The organism is Phenylobacterium sp. (assembly GCF_030651185.1).
Taxonomy (GTDB): domain Bacteria; phylum Pseudomonadota; class Alphaproteobacteria; order Caulobacterales; family Caulobacteraceae; genus Phenylobacterium.
Window position 1 is genome coordinate 36,484 of the sequence record NZ_JAUSCJ010000005.1, and the last position, 20,269, is coordinate 56,752.

Here is a 20,269-nt window from a genome sequence, read left to right on the forward strand (position 1 = left end):
GTCTTGCGAGGTCGGATGGGTGGTGGTGTCGCGGGGGGCCGTCTGAGCCGCGGCGCAGGGCAGGTTCGCCACGGCGGCCTACAGCCGAGCCATCACATCGGCCAAGATCTCCGGTCCGGTCCGATCCCGCGACGAGGGGGGGGCGGATCGATCGAAAATCAGCGCGTGGATAAGCGGCATCCAGCCATCGCGCAGATCGGCCTTGAGCACGGCCATCGACGGGTCGCCCTCCAGGTTCAGTTTCTCGATGCCCTCGGCCGAGAGGGCGCGGCAGTGGTCGGGCGACGAGATGACCAGATACTCGCGGCAGGACAGCGGCCGGTCGGGATGGATTGAACAGGCTTCGTCGACCAGAAACGGGCAGGCGACGCCCAGTTTGAAATAGTCCCGGCCCGCATTGGCCCGGCGCTCGTCGGGCTCGGTCAGGCCCTCGAACAGGTCGGTCGCCGATACGGTCGCCACGGCGTCGTCAAAGCGCGCCCGCACCTCGCTTTGGCGCGGTTCGGGCATGGCCTCCACCACCCGCGCCAGCGCGCGGGCCTCGGCCGGGGCGATCGGCACCAGCTGACGGCAGCAGGCGCCGCAACCGGCGCGGCAGGAAACCGGCCGCCCCGCTGCCGCGGCCTTGGCCGCCGCTCTTTGGGCCAGCAGGCTGCTGAGGCCTTGGAAGATCGGCAGAACATCCTCGACGGCGACAGGGCCTGCCGGGACGGTCAGTTCGAAGGCCACGGGCTCGCCGCCCAAGACGAGCGTGGCCTTGCCGGTCGCCAGCACGCCCTGATCGGGATCGCCGGCCGACAACCGCACCGGCGGCGTTGTCGGATCTGCAGGGTTGGCGGTCATGTCCAGAGGCCCGGGCGTGACGCTCTAGCGGCCGTTGGTCGTCTTCGGCAGCTGGCACATCTGGATGCCCTGGACGGCGACAACATTGCCGCTCTTCTGCGCGCAGACTTGCCGCGAGGTGACCAGGTCCAGCTTGATGTAGATGTAATCCGACGAGGTCTTGTCAATGTAGCCGTTGGCCTTGATCCCTTCAGGGCTGGGGGATCCGCGGGCCGGCGCGGGAAGGGGCGAGGGCCCCCTCGGCGTTTCCGCCGCCTGGGCGCCAACCACCAGGATGCCGAGGTCGAAGGCCAGGGCCCCTGCCAGGATAAGGGCGGATGTTTTCATGATGACAATCCTTGTGCGGGTAGCGTTAGGCGTCGGTCATCGGGGCAGCGGCGTGGAGGATAGCTGGCAGACCGGGGAGCCTGCGACATCAATGACCTTGCCGTGCTTCAGCTCGCAGCCGGTCTTGGCGACGGCGGACCGGTCGATCGCGTAGCCAGAGATCAGCACGTTCTCCATCTTGATCTTCAGGTATTCCACCGGTTTTTCACCGGCCTTGCGAACTGAGAGACCGGGCGCGGCGTTGGCGCCCTTCGGCGTCTCCGCCGCCTGGGCGCCAACCACCAGGACGCCAAGATCGAAGGCCAAGGCCCCGGCCAGGATGAGCGCTGTCTTGTTCATGATGCGGACTCTCTATCGGTGGGACGGATCGATGGCGGTCTGACGGAGCCGAAGGTCACGACGCCCTGATAGGTCAAGGCCTGGTGGAGCTTAAAAGTGTAGCGGTCGCCGCCCTGACTGCCAATGCCGTTGACCGGGCCGTCACGCCGTCATCCAGGCTTGTAGATCTGGTCGAACACGCCGCCGTCGGCGAAGTGCCTTGCCTGGGCCTTGCCCCAGCCGCCGAACGCCTTGTCGATGGTGACCAGCGGGATGGCCTTGAAGTCGGCGGCATACTTGGCCACCGCCTTGGGGCTGCGCGGGCGGAAGTGGTGCTTGCCGATGATGTCCTGGGCCAGCGGGCTGTAGAGGAAGTTCAGGTAGCCCGTGGCCTGGACCCGGGTCTTGTGGCGGTCGACAGTCTTGTCCACCAGGGCCACCGGCGGCTCGGCCAGGATCGAGATCGACGGATAGACCAAATCGAAGATCGGCCCGAACTCGTCGGTGATGAGGTGGGCCTCGTTCTCCCAGGTCAGCAGCACGTCGCCGATCTTGCGCTGGGCGAAGGTGGTGGTGGAGCCTCGCGCGCCGCTGTCCAGCACCGGAACATTGCGGAACAGCTTGGTCACATAGTCCTGCGCGCCCTTCGCGCCTCCGACCTTCTGGCCATAGGCCCAGCCGGCCAGATAGGCCCAGCGCGCGCCGCCCGAGGTCTTGGGATTGGGGGTGATCACCCCGACGCCCGGCTTGATCAGGTCGCCCCAGTCGCGGATAGCCTTCGGGTTGCCCTTACGGACCAGGAACAGGATGGTCGAGGTGTAGGGGGTCGAGTTGCCGGGCAGGCGCGACTGCCAGTTGGCCGGCAGCAGCTTGGACTTCGCCGCGATCTCGTCGATGTCGCCGGCCAGGGCCAGGGTCAGGACGTCGGCCTGCAGGCCGTCGATCACCGACCGGGCCTGCTTGCCCGAGCCGCCATGGCTCTGGTTTATCGTCAGGGCCTGGCCGGTCTTGCCCTTCCAGTAGCCGACGAAGGCCGCGTTGATCTCGGTGTAGAGCTCCCGGGTCGGATCGTAGCTGACATTGAGCAGGGCCAGCGGCTTGGACTGGGCGGCGCCGATGGCCGGGGCCAGCAGTGTCGCGGCCCCGGCGGAGGCGCCGGCGATCAGGGTTCGGCGGGTCGTGGGGAGTGACATGGGCGGGATTCCTTTGAAAGACGCGCCGCCCCCGTCGCCGGGCGGCGGCGCGATGTCTGCGGCTAGAAGCTGGCCCGGACGGTGAAGTTGACCGTTCGGTCATCGCCAGGCGTGCCGACGACGAGCCCGGAATTTCCGGAAACCACCGTGATGTTCTGGAGGTAGTCCTCGTTGAAGGCGTTCTTCACCGTGACGAAGGCTTCCCAGCCACCCTCGGCCTTGAAGCCGGCGCGCAGGTTGATGATCTGGTAGGCGGAGATCCGCGTGTAGATCGAGTCCGCCGTGTCGGCGAAGTAGGCCGAGCGGAAGCTGGCGTCGACGCCGGCATAGGCGTCACCGGCCAGGCTGCCGAACGACGTCGACCTGCGGTATTCTCCGCCGAAGGCGCCGGCCCAGCGCGACAGGCCGGGAAGCTCCTTGCCTGACAGGTCGCAGGCCGCGGTGGAGGCGCCGATCCGCTCCAGCGGGCAGGGGCCGTTCTTGAAGCTGTCGTACTTGCCGTCGGTCAGGGCGAGGTTGAGGTAGCTGGTGAAGCCGCCGACCGACCGGGTGCTGAGGTCCAGCTCGGCGCCCTTGATCTCCACCCGCTCGACGTTGGCCAGGTAGCCCCGCAGGGCGCCCGGTCCGGAGTCGACGACATTGGCCTGGAAGTCGTTCACCTGCGTGGTGAAGACCGCGAAGTTGGCGGTCACCAGCCGGTCGAACAATTCGCTCTTCAGGCCGAGTTCGAAGGTGCTCACCTGTTCCGGTTCGATCACGGCCGCGGCCAGCGACGGCAGGTTGGCGCTGGTGAGCGGCAGGGCGGTCATGTTGATGCCGCCCGACTTGTAGCCCCGCGAATAGGTCCCGTAGGCATGCAGGTTGGTGTCGAGATCATAGGCCACGGCCAGCTGGCCCGACCAGGATCCGTCATCGGTGCTGGCCGAGAAGGCCTGCGGCCGGGCGATGCCGAGGCGCCGGTTGATCAGGGTCGTGTCGGTGGTGACCGAACCCCCAGAGGTGGTCTGGACGTAGCTGCCGTCCTTCTTCTCCTGCGTGTAGCGCAGGCCGGGTGTGACGCGCAGGCGCTCGGAGATGTTCCAGGTCAGCTGGCCGAAGGCGGCATAGCTGGTGGTGTCGATCGTGGAGTTGTTGAACACCGTATAGCCCTCCAGCAACGAGGCCGGCGAGTTGGTCGCCGGCAGCAGCCAGTAGGCGGCGTCGGACCCGTATTCGGTGACCCCGTGGGTCGTGACGTTCTGCTCGAAATAGTAGAGGCCGGCGGTCCAGTCGAGGGTCCGCGCGCCGTTCGAGGTCAGGCGGAATTCCTGGCTGGTCTGCTTCTGGTGCGAGGGATTGTTGGAGCGGCGGGTGACGTCCAGCGCCGTGTAGTCCCGGTCGTTGCGGGGCTCCCAGTCCCATTCCCGGTGCGCGGAGACCGAGGTCAGGGTCGCCCACCCCAGGTCATAGTCCACGACCGCCGACACGCCGCTCAGCCACTGGTCGGCCTGGATGGCGTCATCGACATCGGCCAGGCGGTCATAGGGATTGGTGCTCGGCGGACGATAGTTCTTGCCGGCCGCCAGGGCCGGGTACTGCTGGTTGGCCGGCTTCAGGGTCGTGCCCACGGTGACATAGAGCTGGGTGCAGCACTCCGGCTGCTGGCTCGAATAGTCGCCGGTCAGACGCACCTTCAGGTTCTCGGTCGGGGTGAACAGCAGCTGCCCGCGGACGCCTTTGCTCTCCAGGGCGTTCTGATCCAGCTTCTGGACGGGATTGTAGAGGTTCCCGTCGCGCCAGGCGCCGACGAACGACAGCCGCCCCGCGACCAGATCCTTGATGATCGGCCCGGTGACGGTCGCCTTGGCCTGGAGGTAATTATAGCTGCCGTAGCTGGCCTCGACCCTGCCGCCGAACGCGTTGCTGGCGTCGACAGTGGTGACGTTGAGGGCGCCGGCGGTGGTGTTCTTGCCAAACAGCGTGCCCTGCGGACCGCGCAGCACCTCCACCTGCTGGATGTCCATGAAGTCCAGGGTCGCGATGGCGGGCCGCGAATTATAGACCTGGTCGACATAGACCCCGACGCCCTGCTCCAGGCCGTCATTGGCCAGGCCGTAGGACGCGCCCAGGCCGCGGATCGTCAGGGCGGTGTTGCGGGCGTTCGGCGACAGGACCTGCAGGGTCGGCACCAGCTGGGTCAGCTGAACGATGCTGCTGGTGCCGGTCTGGTCCAGCTTCGCGGCGGTGGTGACGGAAACCGCGAGGGGAACGTCCTGCAGGTCCTCCTCGCGGCGCCGGGCCGTGACGGTGATCCCGTCGACCTCCGGCGCGGCGTCCGCGGCGTCGCTCGCGGAGTCGGCTGCCGAGGGCGCGCCTGGAGCCGGTGCGGTGTCGGTGGCCGCCAGGCTGACTGTGGCCACGCTGCTCAGCAGCGTGGAGAGCAGAGCGCGTTGGAAAATCCCGTTCATATTCAACCCCAATATCCCCATGGCTGTGGCCTCGACCTCGGTCATAAGCAACCACACCCATGGGTCCAATAGGAATTAAATGAGCTGGCTGTCAGATATTCTAATTCTGCGTGCGACGGAGGCTCGAGGCGCCTGGTCAGGCCAAAGCCCGCAAGCCCTGGCCGCTAGGCCCTCTCCAGCACCTTCACCGTCTCCTGAAGCACGCGCCGGCCCCAGGAACTGAGGTCCTCGCGGGCCAGCTTGGCGCGGGCCGCTTCCAGGGCGGTGGCGCCGTGTCGACGGCGCAGCATCTGCGCCTCGTCCAGCGCTTCCTGCTGGGCGCGGCGCCAGCGTCTGTAAACGCGGACGGGATTGAGGATCATCTGGACCTCACTTGCTCGCCGCCTTGTTAGCACCTGCAACATGACAGAATGAGGGCCCGTCCCCCAAGTTGGGGCGGGAGTCGACGCGGATATCCTCAGGCGCCCCCTAAACAAGCGCCGCCGCGCACCGAGAGGTCAGCGGCGGGGCCCCTCCTTGCACCGCCTGATCCAATTGTCCTGATTGGGGAACCGCCATGCAACGCGCCGTCGTGCTCGCCGCCGCTCTCTTCGCCACCGCTGCTGCGCCCGCCCTGGCCCAGCCCTATGGCGGCGCCCGTCTGCTGCCGGTCCGCAGCGAGGCCCAGCCCCGCCACGGCTATCAGCTCGCCAAGCCCGACCTGGTGGCCACAGCCGCCGGCGTCCGCGCCCACGGGACCATCTGCCGCCGCGCCGGCCATGTCGGCGCCCCGGTCCGGATGATCCGGCTGCAGCACCTCGACCCGACCGGTCGGGTCCTGGGCGCCGTCCAGGTGCGTGTGGACTTCGACTCCCTGCGCAGGTCTGCTAGCTGCAGCGCCTATGACCTCGCCACCGCCTGGACGCTCAGCCCCGCCGACACGGTCCGCGCCACTGCCCTCTAGGGCCATGGCCGCCGTGCGGGTGATGGGGATTGTCAACGCGACGCCCGACAGCTTCTCCGACGGCGGCCTGTTCCTGGACCCCGACGCCGGCCTGGCCCACGCCCTGCGGCTGGTGGGAGAGGGCGCCGACATCCTCGACATCGGCGGCGAGTCCTCCCGGCCGGGCGCGCAACCGGTGGGCCAGGACGAGGAGATCGCCCGGGTCGTCCCGCTGATCACCGGGGTTCGCGCCCGCACCAGCGTTCCCCTCTCCATCGACACCGTGAAGCCCGCCGTGGCCCGCGCGGCCATCGCCGCCGGCGCCTCGATCTGGAACGACATCGCCGCGCTCTCCGCGCCCGGCGCCCCGGAGACCGCCGCCGAACTGGGGTGTGAGGTCATCCTCATGCACATGCAGGGCGAGCCCCGCACCATGCAGGCCGCCCCCCGCTACGACGACGTGGTTGTCGAGGTCTGCGACTTCCTGGTCACGCGAGCCGAAGCCGCCATGTCCGCCGGCGTGGTCCGAGACCGCATCTGGCTCGACCCCGGCATCGGCTTCGGCAAGACCCTCGATCACAACCTCGCCCTGCTGGCCGCCCTGCACCAGGTCGTGGCCCTGGGCTTCCCGGTCCTGCTGGGCGCTAGCCGCAAGAGCTTCCTCAGCAAGCTCGACCCTGTCGCCAAGGATCCCGCCCACCGCCTCGGCGGCTCCCTGGCCGCCGCCCTGGTTGGCGCGTCGGCCGGAGTCGCCGCCGTCCGCGTCCACGACGTCGCCGAGACAGTTCAGGCGCTGCGGGTCTGGGCGGCGATTGAAGGGCGCACCTGAACACCGCTCATCCCGGCCTTCGCCGGGATGAGCGGTGTTTTCACCCCCGCCCGATGAACGGCATCTTCGTCGCCATCACCGTCATGAACTGAACATTGGCCTCCAGCGGCAGGCTGGCCATGAACACCACCGCGTCGGCGACGGCCTTGACGTCCATCATCGGCTCGGGCGCCAAGGTCCCGTCGGCCTGGGGCACGCCCTTGGCCATGGCCGCGGTCATCTCGGTGGCGGCGTTGCCGATGTCGATCTGAGAACACACGATGTCGTGGGCGCGCCCGTCCAGCGAGGTGGACTTGGTCAGGCCGGTGATCGCGTGCTTGGTGGCGGTATAGGCCACCGAGCGGGGCCGGGGACTGTGGGCCGAGATCGAGCCGTTGTTGATGATCCGCCCGCCCTGGGGGTCCTGGGCCTTCATCAGACGGATGGCGCCCTGGGTGCAGAGGAAGGCGCCGGTCAGGTTGATGTCCACCACCCGCTTCCAGTGGGCGAGGCTGAGCTCCTCCATCGGCACGGGCGGCGCGCCCGTTCCGGCGTTGTTGAACAACAGGTCCAACCGGCCGAACTTGGATTTCACCGCCTCGAACAGCGCCAGGACCTGGGCCTCGTCGCTCACATCCGTGGCCATCGTCGTGCACATGTCGGCCTTCGCGCGCCGGGCCGTCTCCTCCAGCGGGTCAAGTCGGCGGCCGGCCAGGAAAACGTGAAACCCAGCGTCCACAAGGGCCAGCGCGCTGGCGCGTCCGATCCCCGAGCCGGCTCCGGTGACGATGGCGGTCTTGATGTCGGTGCTCATGGGGTCAGACCACCCGAGTCTTCCATCCACGACAACCGACGAATCCTGTATTTCCCCTCGGATGGCTGACTCTCGCGGACGCGTCCTGATCATCGCCGGCTCCGACTCCGGCGGCGGGGCCGGAATCCAGGCCGACATCAAGACCGTCACCGCGCTCGGCGGCTACGCCGCCACCGCCATCACCGCCATCACCGTCCAGAACACCCTGGGCGTCCACGGCGTCCACGCCGTCCCGCCCGATGTGGTGGAGGCCCAGGCCCGCGCCATCCTCGACGACATCGGCGCCGACGCCATCAAGACCGGCATGCTGGGTGACGTGGAGATGGTCACCCGCGTCGCCGCGATCCTCGACACGGTAAGGGTTCCCGTCGTCGTGGACCCGGTCATGGTGGCCAAGGGCGGCTCCAACCTGCTGGCCCCCAGCGCCGTCGATGCGGTGCGCAGCCTGATGATCCCCCGCGCCGCCGTCCTCACCCCCAACGCCCCGGAGGCCGAGGCCCTGAGCGGCCTGCCCGTCCACACCACCGACGACCTGCGCCGGGCCGGTGACCGCCTGCTGGCCCTGGGCGCGCGGGCCGTGCTGATGAAGGGCGGCCATGTCGCCGGCGCCACGGTCGTCGATGTCCTGATGACGCCGCAGGGCGAGACCACCTTCGAGGGCGAGCGCCTCGACACCCGCCACACCCACGGCACCGGCTGCACCCTGGCCTCGGCCGTGGCCGCGGGCCTGGCCCAGGGCCTGAGCATCACCGAGGCCGTCGCCCGCGCCTGGGCCTATGTCCACGAGGCCATGCGCCAGGCCCCCGGCTTCGGCGCCGGCCACGGCCCCCTCGACCACGCCTGGCCTTTGCGGGGCAAGGCGTGAGACACCGCGACCAGCTGGAGGCCATCCTGCGGGCCGCTCCCAGCCTGATGGCGGTGATGGAGACCGCCCGCGAGCTGGCCCTGCCCGACTGGCTGATCTTCTCCGGGGCCATCTACCAGCGGGTCCTGAACCACCTGACGGGCCGCGACCCTGACCACGGGATCAAGGACTACGACCTGGCCTACTTCGATCCCGACACCTCCTGGGACGCCGAGGATGCGGTGATCGCCCGGGTGGCGGCGGCCTTCGAGCCGCCGGTCCGCGAGATGGTGGAGGTCCGCAACCAGGCCCGGGTCCACCTGTGGTTCGAGGCCAAGTTCGGCGAACCCTACGCCCCGCTCGGCAGCAGCGCCGAAGCCCTTCCCCGGTTCGCCAGCCCGTTGAACGCCGTGGCCGCGCGGCTGGAGGCCGATGGCTCGATGACGATCGTCGCTCCCTTCGGCCTGGAGGACCTGTTCTCCATGACCTACCGCGCCAATCCGACCCGCCGGGTCGCGGGCTTTGCCCGCACCGCCCAGGCCGCCCAGGATCGCTGGCCTGAGCTGACCATCATTCCTCAGACCTAGCGGTCGCTAGGCCACGGCGGCCACGGTCGCCTCGTGGGCGTCCAGCACCCGCTCGATGGCGCCGAACAGTTCGGCGGCCTCGACGGGCTTCATGACGAAGGCGTTCATGCCCACGGCCAGGCAGACATCGATCTCGCTGCGGGCCGCCGAGGCGGTCAGCGCGATGACCGGGGTCGTCTGGTTGGGACCGGCGGCGGCGCGCAGGGCCCGAGTGCAGTCCAGCCCGCCCATCTTCGGCATGTTGAGGTCCATCAGTACGACGTCGAAGGGCTGCCGCGCCAGGATGGCCAGGGCGTCCTGGCCGTTCTCGGCGGTGACGATGGGGTCCACCGCGCCCTGCAGGATCAGGGTGAAGGCGCGGCGGTTGATCTCGTGGTCGTCGATGATCAGCACGCTGAGGCCGGTCTGTTCCTGAAGCGCCGTGTCGGCGGGGCTCTCGGCCTCGCCCAGGGAGAGGTTGAGGGACAGGCGGAAGGTCGCGCCCTGGCCCGGCGCGCTGTCCGCCACCAGGTCGCCGCCCATCAGGCGGGCCAGCTCGCGGCTGATATTGAGGCCCAGGCCGGTGCCGCCGTGGGTGCGGGCGACGCTGTCGCTGAGCTGGCCATAGGCGGTGAACAGGCCGCCAATCTGCTCCTCGGTCATCCCCGGCCCCGTGTCGATCACCTCCAGGATCAGGGCGAAGGTCCGGTCAGGGCACGGCTCGGCGGCCATCCGCAGGGTGATGGCGCCGGACTCGGTGAACTTCAGGGCGTTGGAGAGCAGGTTGTTGAGCACCTGGCGGATGCGGGTTGGATCGCCCTCGACCCAGGCCGGCAGGCTGTGGGCGCCCTCCAGGCGGAAGGCCAGGTTCCCGCGGCGGGCCACCGGGGCCCAGAACCGCACGGTTTCCAGCATCAGGCGGCGCAGGTCGAAGGCGGTGATCTCCACCCCCATGCGGCCGGCTTCGATCTTGGACATGTCCAGCAGATCGTCCAGCAGGGTGCGCATCATCCGCGCGGACGAGGAGATCAGTTCGAGATTGGAGTCGCGCACCTTGGCGCTGCGGGCGCTCTTGGCCTCCACGGCGCCGGCCAGGATCGCGCTGATCGGGGTGCGCAACTCATGGCTGACCATGGCGACGAAGGCCGACTTGGCGGCGTCGGCGGCCTCGGCGAGGGCGCGGGCCTCGCTCTCGGCGGTCAGCGCCCGGGCGGCGGCGCGCCAGATCATGTGGGTGAAGATGACGATCAGCGCCGCCGCGGCGGCGATCGATACCGCCTGGTGCGGCTTCGCGCCCAGCCACAGCGCCACGACGGGCGTCGCCGCGAGATAGAGGGCGAAGGGCGTGGAGCTTGCCAGGAAGGCCAGTCGCGACTTCTGGCTGGTGAGCGCGCTGTTCAGTTGTCCCCCGCAGAGCAGGCAGATCCAGCAGCAGAGGCCGAAGGCGCCGTCATTGAGCGGTCCAGCCAGGGCGAAGACGCCGAAGACCACGCTGTTGGTGACGAGCAGGGCCACCGCGGCCCAGGGCGGCGGCGTCCGGCGGGCCAGGACGAAGTACTCGAAGGCCTGAAGTCCGGCATAGATGCAGAACCAGGCCATGGCCCAGGCCCAGCCGGTGATGGCGCCGAACCCGAGCGTCAGGCCGAGGGCTAGACCCGCGCGCATACGCGCCTGGGACCGGCGCGCGGCGATGACCTCCATCAGGTCGGACGACTGGGTCGCGGCCGACGGCGACATGCGGAGTTCCGGTGAAGCTTGAGCCTCTCACAGAACATCGTTTGGGATAATTCCGAGCAAACTCGGGACCCACGGCGGCGCGACCTCTCGCCGCGCCGCCTCCAGTCTAGCGACGGCCGTAGCCGGCGCCGTAGCGGTTGGAGTCATTGGCCTCGATCCGGATACGGGCCGAGAGGGTGTCGAAGCGGCGGTCCAGGTCGGCCCGCTCCCAGTTCGAAAGACCGTTTGCGCGATATCGGTTTTCAAGCCGCGCAATGGTTTGGAAGTCGGCCCGCAGACGATAGGCCTCGGCCCGCGAGATCTTGCCGGTCCGAACGCCTTGGTCGATCCTGCGATCCAGATTGGCCTGGCGTTGGTTGATGTTCATCCAGCCATCGCCGCGGCGGTCGTCACGGTCATGGCGCTCGAAGCGGATGCGGTTCGACAGGGCGTCGAAACGGCGGTCCAGATCGGTCCGTTCCCAGGTCGACAGGCCGTCGCGGCGATAAGTCGTCTCCAGACCGGCCACGGCCCGGAAATCGCTGCGCAGGGTCAGGGCTTCCTGCCGGGTGAGGTCGCCGCTGCGCACGCCGGCGTCGATGCGGGCGTCGAGCGAGGCTTGGCGTTGGTTGATCGACATCCAGCCCTGGGCCGAGGCGGCGCCGGCCGAAAGGGCCAGGACGGAGGCGGCGGCGAGCATGGTGAGAGTCTTCATGAGATGGTCTCCTTGGTCTTTTCTTGTCGTCTGTCCCCTGACGGGGGTGTGAAACGGCTTGGGGGCCAGCGGGTTCTGGCTAGGCTTGGGCGAGCCGCCCCCGGCGGGGGATCCGGGGGCGCTCAAATCCTTGCGTCACAGGTGGCTGGGCTTAACGGCGATAGCCGCCGGCATAGTGGCCGGCGTCGCGGTCACGGTCGCGCATCTGCGCGGTGACCTGGGCCCCGACCCGGTCAAGGCGGCGGTCGAGGTCCTGGCGTTCCCAGTTCTGTAGGCCGTTCCCACGATAGCGAGCTTCGAGCCGGGCGATCTGGCGGACTTGGGCGCGCAGTTGGGTGGCTTCGCGCTGGGTCAGCTTGTGGCTGCGAACGCCTTGGTTGATGCGCTGTTCGATCTGCGCCTGGTGGGCGTTGATGTTGTTGGGGCCATTGGGCGCGGCGGCGGCGGGGAGGGCGGCGGCGGTCAGGGCAGAGGCCGCGACCAGGGTCAGGAGAATCTTCTTCATGGGGTTGGTCCTTTGATCTGCCGCCCCGTGTGGCGACGTTGACCCTATAAGACCACGCGGGCCATGACCCTGATCTGAGCGCTGACGTTGGGTTGTGTTCATCGCATTGCAAGGTTGTAGCGCCCTTGACCGCCAACCAAAACGGCCCCGCCGGGTAGGGCGGGGCCGTTCAAGGTCAGGACCTGGGAGCCTTAGCGCCGATAGTCGCCGTAGCCATTCCCGTAGTCGCGGTCATTGCGCTCGTAGCGCAGCTGGACCCGGATGGAGTCGAAGCGGCGGTCGAGGTCGGCGCGTTCCCAGCGGCTCACGACGCCGTCGGCGCGGTAGCGCCAGGAAAGACGCTCAGTCACGCGGACTTGCTCGCGGAGGCGGAACGCTTCGCGTCGGCTGATCTGGTGGCTGCGCTCGGCACGGTCGATGCGGAACTTCAACATGTCGGCGCGATCACCGCCGCGGTCACCGCCGCGATCATCCCAGTGCTCGCCGCCCCGGTCATTCCGGTGATCGCCGCGATCATAGCCGCCATAGGGCTGGGCGGCGGCGGGTGCGGCGGCGGCGGCCAGGGCGGAAGCTGCCGCGATCGAGATCAGAATCTTTTTCATCTTCCATCCTCCTTGGATGTCCCGCGGCGCCGGGCGGCGTCGCTTGAGGAGGAGAAGAACATTTCCAACCTGAAACCGAACTGAGCTCGCCGTTGTCTGGCGTTCAGGTTCGCCGCTCGGGAAATCAGGCGACGGCGCTCTGTGCGGCGGCCGAGGCGGCGTTCTGGGCGGCGTCGTTCAGGGCGCGGCTGATGGCCTCGTAGAGCTTGGCGATCTCGATGGGCTTGGCCACATGCCCATCCATGCCGGCCGCCAGGTATTCTTCCACCTGGTGCGACAGGGCGTTGGCGGTCAGGGCCACGATGGGGGTGCGCGGGCGGCCCTGCTCGCGCTCGGCGGCGCGGATGGCGCGGGCGGAGTCGATGCCGTCCATGACCGGCATCTGGATATCCATCAGGATCAGGTCGTAGGCGCCGTCCCGCCAGGCCTCGAAGGCCAGCTTGCCATCGGCGACGATGTCGATCTCCAGGCCCAGCGAGCCCATGACCGCCGCCAGCACCTGCTGGTTGGTGGGATTGTCCTCGGCGGCCAGAAGGCGCAGGGCGCCGTCCTCGGCGCCGTCGCTCTGGGGGGCGGGGGCGAGGGCGGGTTCGACGGCGACGCCGCGCTCCAGGGGCAGTTCGACGGTGAAGGTCGAGCCCTGGCCTTCGCGGCTGTCGACCCAGATCGCGCCGCCCATCATCTGGGTCAGTTCGCGGCAGATGGCCAGGCCCAGGCCCGTGCCGCCGAAGCGGCGGGTGGCGGAATTGTCGGCCTGGACGAACTTCTCGAACAGGGTCGCCTGCTTCTCGGCGGCGATGCCGAGGCCGGTGTCCCGGACGGTCAGCCGCAGAGCGCCATTGTCGGGGTTGACCCCGAAGGCGGCGGCGACTTCGCCGCCTTGCGTGAACTTCACGGCGTTGGACAGCAGGTTACCGACGATCTGACCCAGGCGGTCGGCATCCCCGCGCCAGGCGCCCTGGGCGGTGGCTTCGACCTCCAGCTTGAAATCGAGGCCCTTGTTCTGGGCCATCAGCGCGAAGCTTTCACGGGCCGGCGCAACGGCCGATTCCAGGTCGAAGTCGTCCACCAGCAGGGTCAGTTTGCCGGCCTCGATCTTCGAGAGGTCCAGGACGTCGTTCAGCACGGCCAGCAGCAGGCCGCCCGACTGGCGGATGACCTCCAGGCGCTCGCGTTGGACATCCTCCATCTCGCCCATGGACATGACTTCGGCCATAGCCAGGACGCCGTTCAGCGGCGTGCGGATCTCGTGGCTCATATTGGCCAGGAACTGGGACTTTAGAGTATTGGCGGCGTTGGCGGCGTCGCGGGCCTCCACGAGTTCCTGCAGAGTCTGCTGCAGGGCCTGCTCACGCGCGTCCAGCTTGGCCAGAAGGTGGTTGAAACTGGCGGTCAGGCTGCGGAAGAGAGCGTCTTGAGCCTCCACCTGGACGGGAGCGAAGCTGCCGCTGGCGGCCACGTCATGCATGGCGTCCGACAGCTTCTGGACGGGTGCGATCACCCTATGGGCGAGCCCGCGCGCCAGGAACAGGGCCACGCCGACCCCACCGAAGAACAGGGCCCCGGTCAGGGCGATGAACTGGGGCAACAGAGCGTCGAGGGCCGGAGGCGTCACGTCCACCACCAGTTCGCCCACACGCAGGCCTTGTATCTTCACCGGCGCGTGAATGACATCTGTCCCACCGGCGACGCCCTTGGCGCGCTGATAGGTGGCGACCACCTGACCAGACGAATCCAGCAGGCGGGCGCTGGTCACGGACTGGGCCTGGGAGAGGGCGGTGATCGCCGCGCGGGCGGCCTGCGCGTCCCTCTGCGACAAGGCGGGGCCCGCGGCGCTCGCGGCGATCTCGGACAGGGCCACGTGATTGATGTGGCTCTGCTCGCGGGCGACCGCCCATTGCTGCAGCATGAAGGTGAGGCAGGCGGCGATCAGAACCACCATCGTGGTGATCAGCGCGATACCCGCCACGCGGGCATGGAAGGTCGCGTTGTGAGCCGAGCCCGTCACACGAAGATTTTGGGTCATGAGCTTCCGCAGTCCCGTCCAGCATTCGGGAATACGGCAATTCTCCTAACGCTTCGCTTCCAGGCACTCGCCTGTCGGGAGAATTCGTGTCCTTCCCGACACAGTCTCAACTTGTGCGCGTAGTTGTCGCAGTTAACAAAGTATGAATCCCATGGACGGAGCTTAACCTCTGGTTTACCTCTACTACCGTTGAGTTAATTCTCTTGGAGAGGGGCTCCCCCATGGAAAAGGCCTTTGTTGCGCAACGCGTCGCGACCAAGTTGTTCACGACAGAAGCCGCGGTTGACGCGGCCATGATCGAAGCTACCGAACTGATGGCGGACATGCTGAAGGCCCGCACCGACGTGGGCACCTCGCTGGTGTTCGCTGACGACGTGCAGGTGAAGATGGTGGAAGCCATCAAGGCCCTGGGCGAGGCTCGCACCGCCATGGTCGGCGTGCACCACGAACTGACCGAAGCCAAGCTGCGCCTCGGCATCCGCACCAGCCTCGGCGGGATCGAAAACAAGCCGAACTTCATGCGCAAGGCCGACAAGACGGCGATGCGCGACGTCGGCTAAGCCGGACTTGGTTGCAATAGTTTAACTGGTTGTGCGCCCCTACTCAGCGTAGGGGCGCATAATCATGCCAAACTCACTACTCGTTATCGGCCTCTGGCTCACGGTTCTTGCGGCCTGCGTCTTCGCCCTCGTCAAAGGCGGACCGGCCGAACGCTTTGGCGGCGCCCTTACCCTGGCCATCTCCCTCAGTTTCCTCACGGTGAACGCGCTCTTGCCCGAGCAGGCGCGGCCGATCCCCCATCTGGTTCTCGACGGCGTGCTGGCCGTGGGCTTCCTGTTCCTGGCGGTGCGTTACGCCAGCCTGTGGATCGGAGCGGTGATGCTGTTGCAGGGCATTCAATTCAGCCTGCACGCCTACTTCTTCGTCACCAAGTTGACCCCGGGCGTCACCTACGCCGTGGTCAACAACGCCGTCACGATCGGCACCATCGTCGGCCTGCTCTGCGGAACGGTGGTGGCGTCACGCCGCGAGCGCCTTTCCAAGTCGGTGGGCGTCGCCCGGCTGCCCCAGGGTTCCTGACCTAGGCCGGCGGTTTCTCGCGGGGCTCCAGGGTCGCAAGCGCCACACCGCCGAGGATCAGGGCGAGCGCCAGGAAGGCCGTCCAGCTCGGCCGCTCGGCCAGGAAGATCACCCCCACCGCCGTCGCCCACAGGGGCGCCATGTAGATGGCCATGGACAGGAACAGCGGCCCCCTGCGCTGGATCAGATAGACATAGCCGATGGTGGCCAGGGCTGTGGGGAACACGCCCTGGGCGGTCACCGCCAGCACCGAGGACATCGGCGGCCAGGCCGGGAAGGGCCCGGTGAACACCGCGGCCACGGTGGCGAACCCCGCCCCCCAGGCGCACATCATCAGGGCTCCGACACTGGAGGGCACCGGCGGCGCGCGTTTGGTGACGACGTTGGAGACGGCATAGAGGGCGGCGCCGGTCAGCGCCCCGATCAGGGCCAGGGCCTCCAGGGAGAGGCCCCCGGTCAGGCGCGGACCCACCAGCACCAGCAGGCCGGCAAAGCCCAGGCCGACGCCGCCCGCCTTGCGCGCGGTCAGCCGCTCACCCGACACGAAGGCGTGGGCCAGCAGGGCGGTGAAGATCGGTGAGGCGCCGTTGCAGATGGCGTTGATCGCCGAGGGCAGGCGCTCGGCGGCGAGCGCGAAGAGGGCGAAGGGCGCGGCCATCCCTACCAGGCCGTTGAAGGCGTAGAAGCGCCAGGCGCGGTCGCGCCAGCCGGGAAGCCCCTGGCGCTGGATCGCCAGAACGACGCCCAGGGTCGCCACCGCGATCCATAGCCGCAGAGCGGTGTTCCAGAACGGCGGGATGTGGGCGACGGCGATCTTCAGCGCTGCAAAGGCCGACCCCCAGGTGACCACCAGGGCCGCCAATACCAGCCAGTGTATAGGTTTGGGACGGGTCATCGAGGTTCGGGGCAGGCTCCGGCGGGCCTCGCCGCAGGAGCAGGAATCACGACTGAGCGCGAAGGCCAAGCCTGTGTGTCGTCAGCGCCGCTCAATCTCCCTTTCGGAAAATTACGCTTGCCCTCTTCCACAAACCGGAGTTTTTGCGCGGCGGGCCACGCCCCCCCAACGGGGCGCCGCTCATCTGTAAGGATGGGAGACATCGCTATGAATACCCTCGCCAAGCCGGCCATGCGTCCGGCCCGCCCCGAATTCTCATCCGGCCCGTGCGCCAAGCGCCCCGGATGGAATCCGCAAAATCTCCAGAACGCCGTCCTCGGACGCTCGCACCGCTCCAAGCCGGGCAAGGCGCGCCTGAAGGAAGCCATCGACCGCACCCGCCAGGTGCTGCAGGTGCCGGACGACTATCTGATCGGCATCGTCGCCGGCTCGGACACCGGCGCCGTGGAAATGGCCCTGTGGTCGATGCTCGGCCCCAAGACGGTGCAACTGCTGGCCTTTGAGAGCTTCGGCAAGGACTGGGTCACCGATGTGGTCAAGCAGCTGAAGCTGCCGGCCGAGGTGCTGGACGCTCCCTATGGCGAGCTGCCCGACCTGACCAAGGTGCGCAAGGACGCCGACTTGGTCTTCACCTGGAACGGCACCACCTCCGGCGTCCGGGTTCCCAACGCCGACTTCATCGCCGCCGACCGTGAAGGCATCACCATCTGCGACGCCACCAGCGCCGCCTTCGCCCAGGATCTCGACTGGGCCAAACTCGATGTGGTGACCTTCTCCTGGCAGAAGGCGCTCGGGGGCGAGGGCGCCCATGGCGTCCTGATCCTCGGCCCCCGCGCCGTGGCCCGCCTGGAAAGCTACACGCCCGCCTGGCCCATGCCCAAGCTGTTCCGCATGACCAAGGGCGGCAAGGTCAGCCTCGACATCTTTGAGGGCGCCACCATCAACACCCCCTCCATGCTCTGCGTGGAAGACGCCATCGACGCCCTGAAGTGGGGCGAGGGCATCGGCGGCCTGGCCGAGATGCAGCGCCGCGCCGACGCCAATCTGGGCGCCCTCGCGGAATGGGTCGCCAAGACCCCCTGGGTGGAGTTCCTGGCCGCCGATCCGGCGACCCGGTCCAACACCTCGGTGTGTCTGAAGGTGGTCGATCCCGCCGTCACCGCCCTCTCCGACGACGCCCAGGCCGACTTCGCCAAGAAGCTGGCCGCGATCCTCGAGAAGGAAGGCGTGGCCCTGGATATCGGCGGCTATCGTGACGCCCCGGCGGGTCTGCGGATCTGGTGCGGCGCCACGGTGGAGACCTCCGACCTGGAGGCCCTGACGCCGTGGCTCGACTGGGCCTTTGCGTCCATCGCCGCCGACCTGCAAGCCGCTTAAACACCCTTAGCGCTCCCGCCGCCCGGACCGCCGCATGCGCCGGCGCCGGGAGCGCACTCCCCCCATCGCCTAAGGATACCGCCCCATGCCCCGCGTCCTCATCGCCGACAAGCTGAGCCCCGCCGCCATCGACATCTTCAAGCAACGCGGCGTCGACGCCGATGTGAAGACCGGCCTCAGCAAGGAAGAACTGCTCAAGATCATCGACCAGTATGACGGCCTGGCCGTCCGCTCGGCCACCAAGGCCGACAAGGACGTGATCGCGGCGGCCACCAACCTGAAGGTCATCGGCCGCGCCGGCATCGGCGTCGACAATGTCGACATCCCTGCCGCGACCTCCAAGGGGATCGTGGTGATGAACACCCCCTTCGGCAACTCGATCACCACCGCCGAGCACGCCATCGCCATGATGTTCGCGCTTGCCCGCCAGCTGCCGGCCGCTGACGTCTCCACCCAGGCCGGCAAGTGGGAGAAGAACCGCTTCATGGGCGTGGAGCTTTACGCCAAGACGCTGGGCCTGATCGGCGCCGGCAATATCGGCGGCATCGTCGCCGACCGCGCCAACGGCCTGAAGATGAAGGTCGTGGCCTACGACCCCTTCCTCTCGGCTGAACGCGCCGTGGAGCTGGGCGTGGAGAAGGTCGAGCTCGACGAGCTGCTGGCCCGCGCCGACGTCATCACCCTGCACACCCCGCTCACCGACAAGACCCGCAACATCCTGTCGGCCGAGGCCCTGGCCAAGACCAAGAAGGGCGTCCTGATCATCAACTGCGCCCGCGGCGGCCTGGTGGATGAAGCCGCCCTGCGCGCCGGTCTCGACAGCGGCCACATCGGCGGCGCGGGCTTCGACGTCTTCGTCGAGGAGCCGGCCAAGGAAAACGTGCTGTTCGGCGCCGAGAACTTCATCGCCACCCCGCACCTGGGGGCGTCCACCATGGAGGCCCAGGAGAACGTGGCCCTGCAGGTGGCCGAGCAGATGAGCGACTACCTGCTCACCGGCGCGGTCTCCAATGCGCTCAACAGCCCGTCGGTCACCGCCGACGAGGCCCCCAAGCTGAAGCCCTTCGTGGCGCTCGCCGAACGTCTCGGCGCCTTCGCCGGCCAGATGGTCGACGTCGAGGTCAAGGCCATCGACATCGCCTATGAGGGCGAGGTCGCCAACCTCAACACCCGTCCCCTGACCGCCGCGGCCCTGGCCGGCGTGATGCGTCCGATGCTGGCGGAGATCAACATGGTCTCGGCTCCGGCCGTGGCCCGCGAGCGCGGCATCACCGTCTCGGAAAGCAAGCAGGACGACAGCCCGATCTATGAAAGCCTGGTGCGGATCACGGTCACCACAGCCATGGGCAAGCGCTCCTTCGCCGGTTCGGTGATGGCGGGCACGCCGCGCATCATCGAGGTCAAGGGCATGGACCTGGACGCGCCGTTCGGCGGGGTCATGCTCTATGTGAACAACCTCGACAAGCCGGGCTTCATCGGCAACCTCGGCGCCATCCTGGCCGACGCCAACGTCAATATCGCCACCTTCAACCTGGGCCGGGTCTCCGCCGGCGAGGACGCCATCGCCCTGGTGGGGATCGACCAGGACCCGTCGGACGCGTTGATCACCAAGATCCGCGCCCTGCCGCACGTGAAGGAAGCCCGCACCCTGCGGTTCTAAACTTGATTGGCGGCGGCTTCCCCGGGAAGCTGCCGCCATGTCTCTTCCTGAACGACATTCCCACACCGTCCCCGGCGGCCGCGCCTACTGGCTGACCGAAAAGTTGTGGTCGGCGGCCGAAGGCCTTCCGGTGATCTCGGTGGCTATCGCCGACATCCCGGAATTCGATCAGGACTGCTGGTTCCGCGGCCGGGCGCCCAGCCTGCGCGACGTGGCCGGCCACACCCGCCGGATTATGGCCGCCGACCTTTCCTATCCAATCATCTTCTCCGCCGCCGGCCGCCTGATGGACGGCGGCCACCGCATCGCGCGCGCCTGGATCGAAGGGCGGACAACGATCGCCGCCGTCCGGTTCAAGACCGATCCCGAGCCGGAAGAAATTCGCCGCCTGTAGCCAGAGCGACTCCACCGTGGGGTGATTGACTCTTCCTGATCCAGAGCTAGAACAAAATAGGAACAAAGGAACAGGAAAGCCATGTCCGGTTTTCGCGATGAGCGGCTCGCCGCTCTCAAGGCGAAGATCGCCACCCTCGAGGCGGGCGGACGGGCGGACTCTGAATCCCTGCCCTTCGGCGATCCCCGCATCGATAGCTGCTTCCTGGGCGACGGCC

At 68.1% G+C, this 20,269-nt stretch carries 22 protein-coding genes; 9 read left to right on the forward strand and 13 right to left on the reverse strand.

From position 1 onward, the window contains the following. Positions 1-78 precede the first annotated feature (78 nt). The 6 genes from Q7J39_RS01195 to Q7J39_RS01220 all read right to left on the reverse strand — a co-directional run bounded on the left by Q7J39_RS01195 (position 79) and on the right by Q7J39_RS01220 (position 5,490). On the reverse strand, positions 79-843 hold the full coding sequence (locus tag Q7J39_RS01195) for a YkgJ family cysteine cluster protein (RefSeq protein WP_304819562.1): 765 nt from the start codon (positions 841-843) through the stop codon (positions 79-81). Positions 844-867: 24 nt separating this feature from the next. Further along, positions 868-1,170: a hypothetical protein gene (locus Q7J39_RS01200; protein ID WP_304819564.1), complete on the reverse strand. Its 303-nt coding sequence runs from the start codon at positions 1,168-1,170 to the stop codon at positions 868-870. 36 nt (positions 1,171-1,206) lie between these two features. Then, the gene (locus tag Q7J39_RS01205; RefSeq protein ID WP_304819567.1) at positions 1,207-1,509 is read right to left on the reverse strand and encodes a hypothetical protein; all 303 of its coding nucleotides are present in this window, start codon (positions 1,507-1,509) and stop codon (positions 1,207-1,209) included. A gap of 149 nt (positions 1,510-1,658) precedes the next feature. Continuing rightward, positions 1,659-2,681, reverse strand: a complete 1,023-nt coding sequence (locus Q7J39_RS01210) for a sulfate ABC transporter substrate-binding protein (protein ID WP_304819569.1) — start codon at positions 2,679-2,681, stop codon at positions 1,659-1,661. A 62-nt stretch (positions 2,682-2,743) separates the two neighbouring features. Next, positions 2,744-5,128 (reverse strand): TonB-dependent receptor, encoded by a 2,385-nt coding sequence (locus Q7J39_RS01215; RefSeq protein WP_304819571.1) that lies wholly within the window; start codon positions 5,126-5,128, stop codon positions 2,744-2,746. 164 nt (positions 5,129-5,292) lie between these two features. Then, a complete protein-coding gene (locus Q7J39_RS01220; protein WP_304819573.1) occupies positions 5,293-5,490 on the reverse strand; it encodes a hypothetical protein in 198 nt (65 codons plus the stop codon). A 194-nt stretch (positions 5,491-5,684) separates the two neighbouring features. Between Q7J39_RS01220 and Q7J39_RS01225 the strand changes: the two genes are divergently transcribed. Next, positions 5,685-6,071 (forward strand): hypothetical protein, encoded by a 387-nt coding sequence (locus Q7J39_RS01225; protein WP_304819575.1) that lies wholly within the window; start codon positions 5,685-5,687, stop codon positions 6,069-6,071. 4 nt (positions 6,072-6,075) lie between these two features. Then, positions 6,076-6,879 (forward strand): dihydropteroate synthase, encoded by an 804-nt coding sequence (folP, locus tag Q7J39_RS01230; protein WP_304819577.1) that lies wholly within the window; start codon positions 6,076-6,078, stop codon positions 6,877-6,879. 40 nt (positions 6,880-6,919) lie between these two features. On the opposite strand, the gene Q7J39_RS01235 is transcribed toward folP, so the two are convergent. Beyond that, complete coding sequence (locus tag Q7J39_RS01235; protein WP_304819579.1) at positions 6,920-7,672, reverse strand: SDR family oxidoreductase; 753 nt, start codon at positions 7,670-7,672, stop codon at positions 6,920-6,922. A gap of 61 nt (positions 7,673-7,733) precedes the next feature. Between Q7J39_RS01235 and thiD the strand changes: the two genes are divergently transcribed. Both thiD and Q7J39_RS01245 read left to right on the forward strand, forming a co-directional pair. Then, the gene (gene thiD / locus Q7J39_RS01240) at positions 7,734-8,537 is read left to right on the forward strand and encodes a bifunctional hydroxymethylpyrimidine kinase/phosphomethylpyrimidine kinase (RefSeq protein WP_304819581.1); all 804 of its coding nucleotides are present in this window, start codon (positions 7,734-7,736) and stop codon (positions 8,535-8,537) included. A 47-nt stretch (positions 8,538-8,584) separates the two neighbouring features. Next, positions 8,585-9,103, forward strand: coding sequence for a nucleotidyltransferase family protein (locus tag Q7J39_RS01245; RefSeq protein WP_304819605.1), 519 nt, complete (start codon positions 8,585-8,587; stop codon positions 9,101-9,103). 6 nt (positions 9,104-9,109) lie between these two features. On the opposite strand, the gene Q7J39_RS01250 is transcribed toward Q7J39_RS01245, so the two are convergent. The 5 genes from Q7J39_RS01250 to Q7J39_RS01275 all read right to left on the reverse strand — a co-directional run bounded on the left by Q7J39_RS01250 (position 9,110) and on the right by Q7J39_RS01275 (position 14,646). After that, on the reverse strand, positions 9,110-10,819 hold the full coding sequence (locus Q7J39_RS01250; protein WP_304819583.1) for an ATP-binding protein: 1,710 nt from the start codon (positions 10,817-10,819) through the stop codon (positions 9,110-9,112). Between the two features lie 106 nt (positions 10,820-10,925). Next, the gene (locus tag Q7J39_RS20845; protein ID WP_370689973.1) at positions 10,926-11,513 is read right to left on the reverse strand and encodes a hypothetical protein; all 588 of its coding nucleotides are present in this window, start codon (positions 11,511-11,513) and stop codon (positions 10,926-10,928) included. 151 nt (positions 11,514-11,664) lie between these two features. Continuing rightward, entirely contained in the window at positions 11,665-12,018 is a 354-nt protein-coding gene (locus tag Q7J39_RS01265; protein ID WP_304819585.1) for a hypothetical protein, read from the reverse strand. A gap of 191 nt (positions 12,019-12,209) precedes the next feature. After that, entirely contained in the window at positions 12,210-12,620 is a 411-nt protein-coding gene (locus tag Q7J39_RS01270) for a hypothetical protein (RefSeq protein ID WP_304819587.1), read from the reverse strand. Positions 12,621-12,744: 124 nt separating this feature from the next. Continuing rightward, the gene (locus Q7J39_RS01275; RefSeq protein WP_304819589.1) at positions 12,745-14,646 is read right to left on the reverse strand and encodes an ATP-binding protein; all 1,902 of its coding nucleotides are present in this window, start codon (positions 14,644-14,646) and stop codon (positions 12,745-12,747) included. A 293-nt stretch (positions 14,647-14,939) separates the two neighbouring features. Here Q7J39_RS01275 and Q7J39_RS01280 point away from each other — a divergent pair, with 293 nt between their 5' ends. Then, positions 14,940-15,206 carry a hypothetical protein gene (locus Q7J39_RS01280; RefSeq protein WP_370689974.1) on the forward strand — a complete coding sequence of 89 codons (267 nt, stop codon included), beginning with the start codon at positions 14,940-14,942 and terminating at the stop codon, positions 15,204-15,206. 64 nt (positions 15,207-15,270) lie between these two features. Beyond that, positions 15,271-15,726 carry a hypothetical protein gene (locus Q7J39_RS01285; RefSeq protein ID WP_304819593.1) on the forward strand — a complete coding sequence of 152 codons (456 nt, stop codon included), beginning with the start codon at positions 15,271-15,273 and terminating at the stop codon, positions 15,724-15,726. A 1-nt stretch (position 15,727) separates the two neighbouring features. Here the strand turns inward: Q7J39_RS01285 and Q7J39_RS01290 are convergent, their stop codons facing one another. Next, complete coding sequence (locus Q7J39_RS01290) at positions 15,728-16,621, reverse strand: DMT family transporter (protein ID WP_304819595.1); 894 nt, start codon at positions 16,619-16,621, stop codon at positions 15,728-15,730. A 207-nt stretch (positions 16,622-16,828) separates the two neighbouring features. Between Q7J39_RS01290 and Q7J39_RS01295 the strand changes: the two genes are divergently transcribed. From Q7J39_RS01295 to Q7J39_RS01305, 3 genes are all read left to right on the forward strand, one after another. Further along, positions 16,829-17,998: a phosphoserine transaminase gene (locus Q7J39_RS01295; protein WP_304819597.1), complete on the forward strand. Its 1,170-nt coding sequence runs from the start codon at positions 16,829-16,831 to the stop codon at positions 17,996-17,998. A gap of 85 nt (positions 17,999-18,083) precedes the next feature. Beyond that, the gene (gene serA, locus Q7J39_RS01300; protein WP_304819599.1) at positions 18,084-19,658 is read left to right on the forward strand and encodes a phosphoglycerate dehydrogenase; all 1,575 of its coding nucleotides are present in this window, start codon (positions 18,084-18,086) and stop codon (positions 19,656-19,658) included. A gap of 37 nt (positions 19,659-19,695) precedes the next feature. Further along, complete coding sequence (locus Q7J39_RS01305) at positions 19,696-20,052, forward strand: hypothetical protein (protein ID WP_304819601.1); 357 nt, start codon at positions 19,696-19,698, stop codon at positions 20,050-20,052. Positions 20,053-20,269: the final 217 nt, after the last annotated feature.

Coding starts and splice junctions, on each gene's coding strand:
- Q7J39_RS01195 (WP_304819562.1), bottom strand. CDS start 843: ATGACCGCCAACCCTGCAGATCCGACAACGCCGCCGGTGCGGTTGTCG.
- Q7J39_RS01200 (WP_304819564.1), bottom strand. CDS start 1,170: ATGAAAACATCCGCCCTTATCCTGGCAGGGGCCCTGGCCTTCGACCTC.
- Q7J39_RS01205 (WP_304819567.1), bottom strand. CDS start 1,509: ATGAACAAGACAGCGCTCATCCTGGCCGGGGCCTTGGCCTTCGATCTT.
- Q7J39_RS01210 (WP_304819569.1), bottom strand. CDS start 2,681: ATGTCACTCCCCACGACCCGCCGAACCCTGATCGCCGGCGCCTCCGCC.
- Q7J39_RS01215 (WP_304819571.1), bottom strand. CDS start 5,128: ATGAACGGGATTTTCCAACGCGCTCTGCTCTCCACGCTGCTGAGCAGC.
- Q7J39_RS01220 (WP_304819573.1), bottom strand. CDS start 5,490: ATGATCCTCAATCCCGTCCGCGTTTACAGACGCTGGCGCCGCGCCCAG.
- Q7J39_RS01225 (WP_304819575.1), top strand. CDS start 5,685: ATGCAACGCGCCGTCGTGCTCGCCGCCGCTCTCTTCGCCACCGCTGCT.
- folP (WP_304819577.1), top strand. CDS start 6,076: ATGGCCGCCGTGCGGGTGATGGGGATTGTCAACGCGACGCCCGACAGC.
- Q7J39_RS01235 (WP_304819579.1), bottom strand. CDS start 7,672: ATGAGCACCGACATCAAGACCGCCATCGTCACCGGAGCCGGCTCGGGG.
- thiD (WP_304819581.1), top strand. CDS start 7,734: ATGGCTGACTCTCGCGGACGCGTCCTGATCATCGCCGGCTCCGACTCC.
- Q7J39_RS01245 (WP_304819605.1), top strand. CDS start 8,585: ATGGCGGTGATGGAGACCGCCCGCGAGCTGGCCCTGCCCGACTGGCTG.
- Q7J39_RS01250 (WP_304819583.1), bottom strand. CDS start 10,819: ATGTCGCCGTCGGCCGCGACCCAGTCGTCCGACCTGATGGAGGTCATC.
- Q7J39_RS20845 (WP_370689973.1), bottom strand. CDS start 11,513: ATGAAGACTCTCACCATGCTCGCCGCCGCCTCCGTCCTGGCCCTTTCG.
- Q7J39_RS01265 (WP_304819585.1), bottom strand. CDS start 12,018: ATGAAGAAGATTCTCCTGACCCTGGTCGCGGCCTCTGCCCTGACCGCC.
- Q7J39_RS01270 (WP_304819587.1), bottom strand. CDS start 12,620: ATGAAAAAGATTCTGATCTCGATCGCGGCAGCTTCCGCCCTGGCCGCC.
- Q7J39_RS01275 (WP_304819589.1), bottom strand. CDS start 14,646: ATGACCCAAAATCTTCGTGTGACGGGCTCGGCTCACAACGCGACCTTC.
- Q7J39_RS01280 (WP_370689974.1), top strand. CDS start 14,940: ATGATCGAAGCTACCGAACTGATGGCGGACATGCTGAAGGCCCGCACC.
- Q7J39_RS01285 (WP_304819593.1), top strand. CDS start 15,271: ATGCCAAACTCACTACTCGTTATCGGCCTCTGGCTCACGGTTCTTGCG.
- Q7J39_RS01290 (WP_304819595.1), bottom strand. CDS start 16,621: ATGACCCGTCCCAAACCTATACACTGGCTGGTATTGGCGGCCCTGGTG.
- Q7J39_RS01295 (WP_304819597.1), top strand. CDS start 16,829: ATGAATACCCTCGCCAAGCCGGCCATGCGTCCGGCCCGCCCCGAATTC.
- serA (WP_304819599.1), top strand. CDS start 18,084: ATGCCCCGCGTCCTCATCGCCGACAAGCTGAGCCCCGCCGCCATCGAC.
- Q7J39_RS01305 (WP_304819601.1), top strand. CDS start 19,696: ATGTCTCTTCCTGAACGACATTCCCACACCGTCCCCGGCGGCCGCGCC.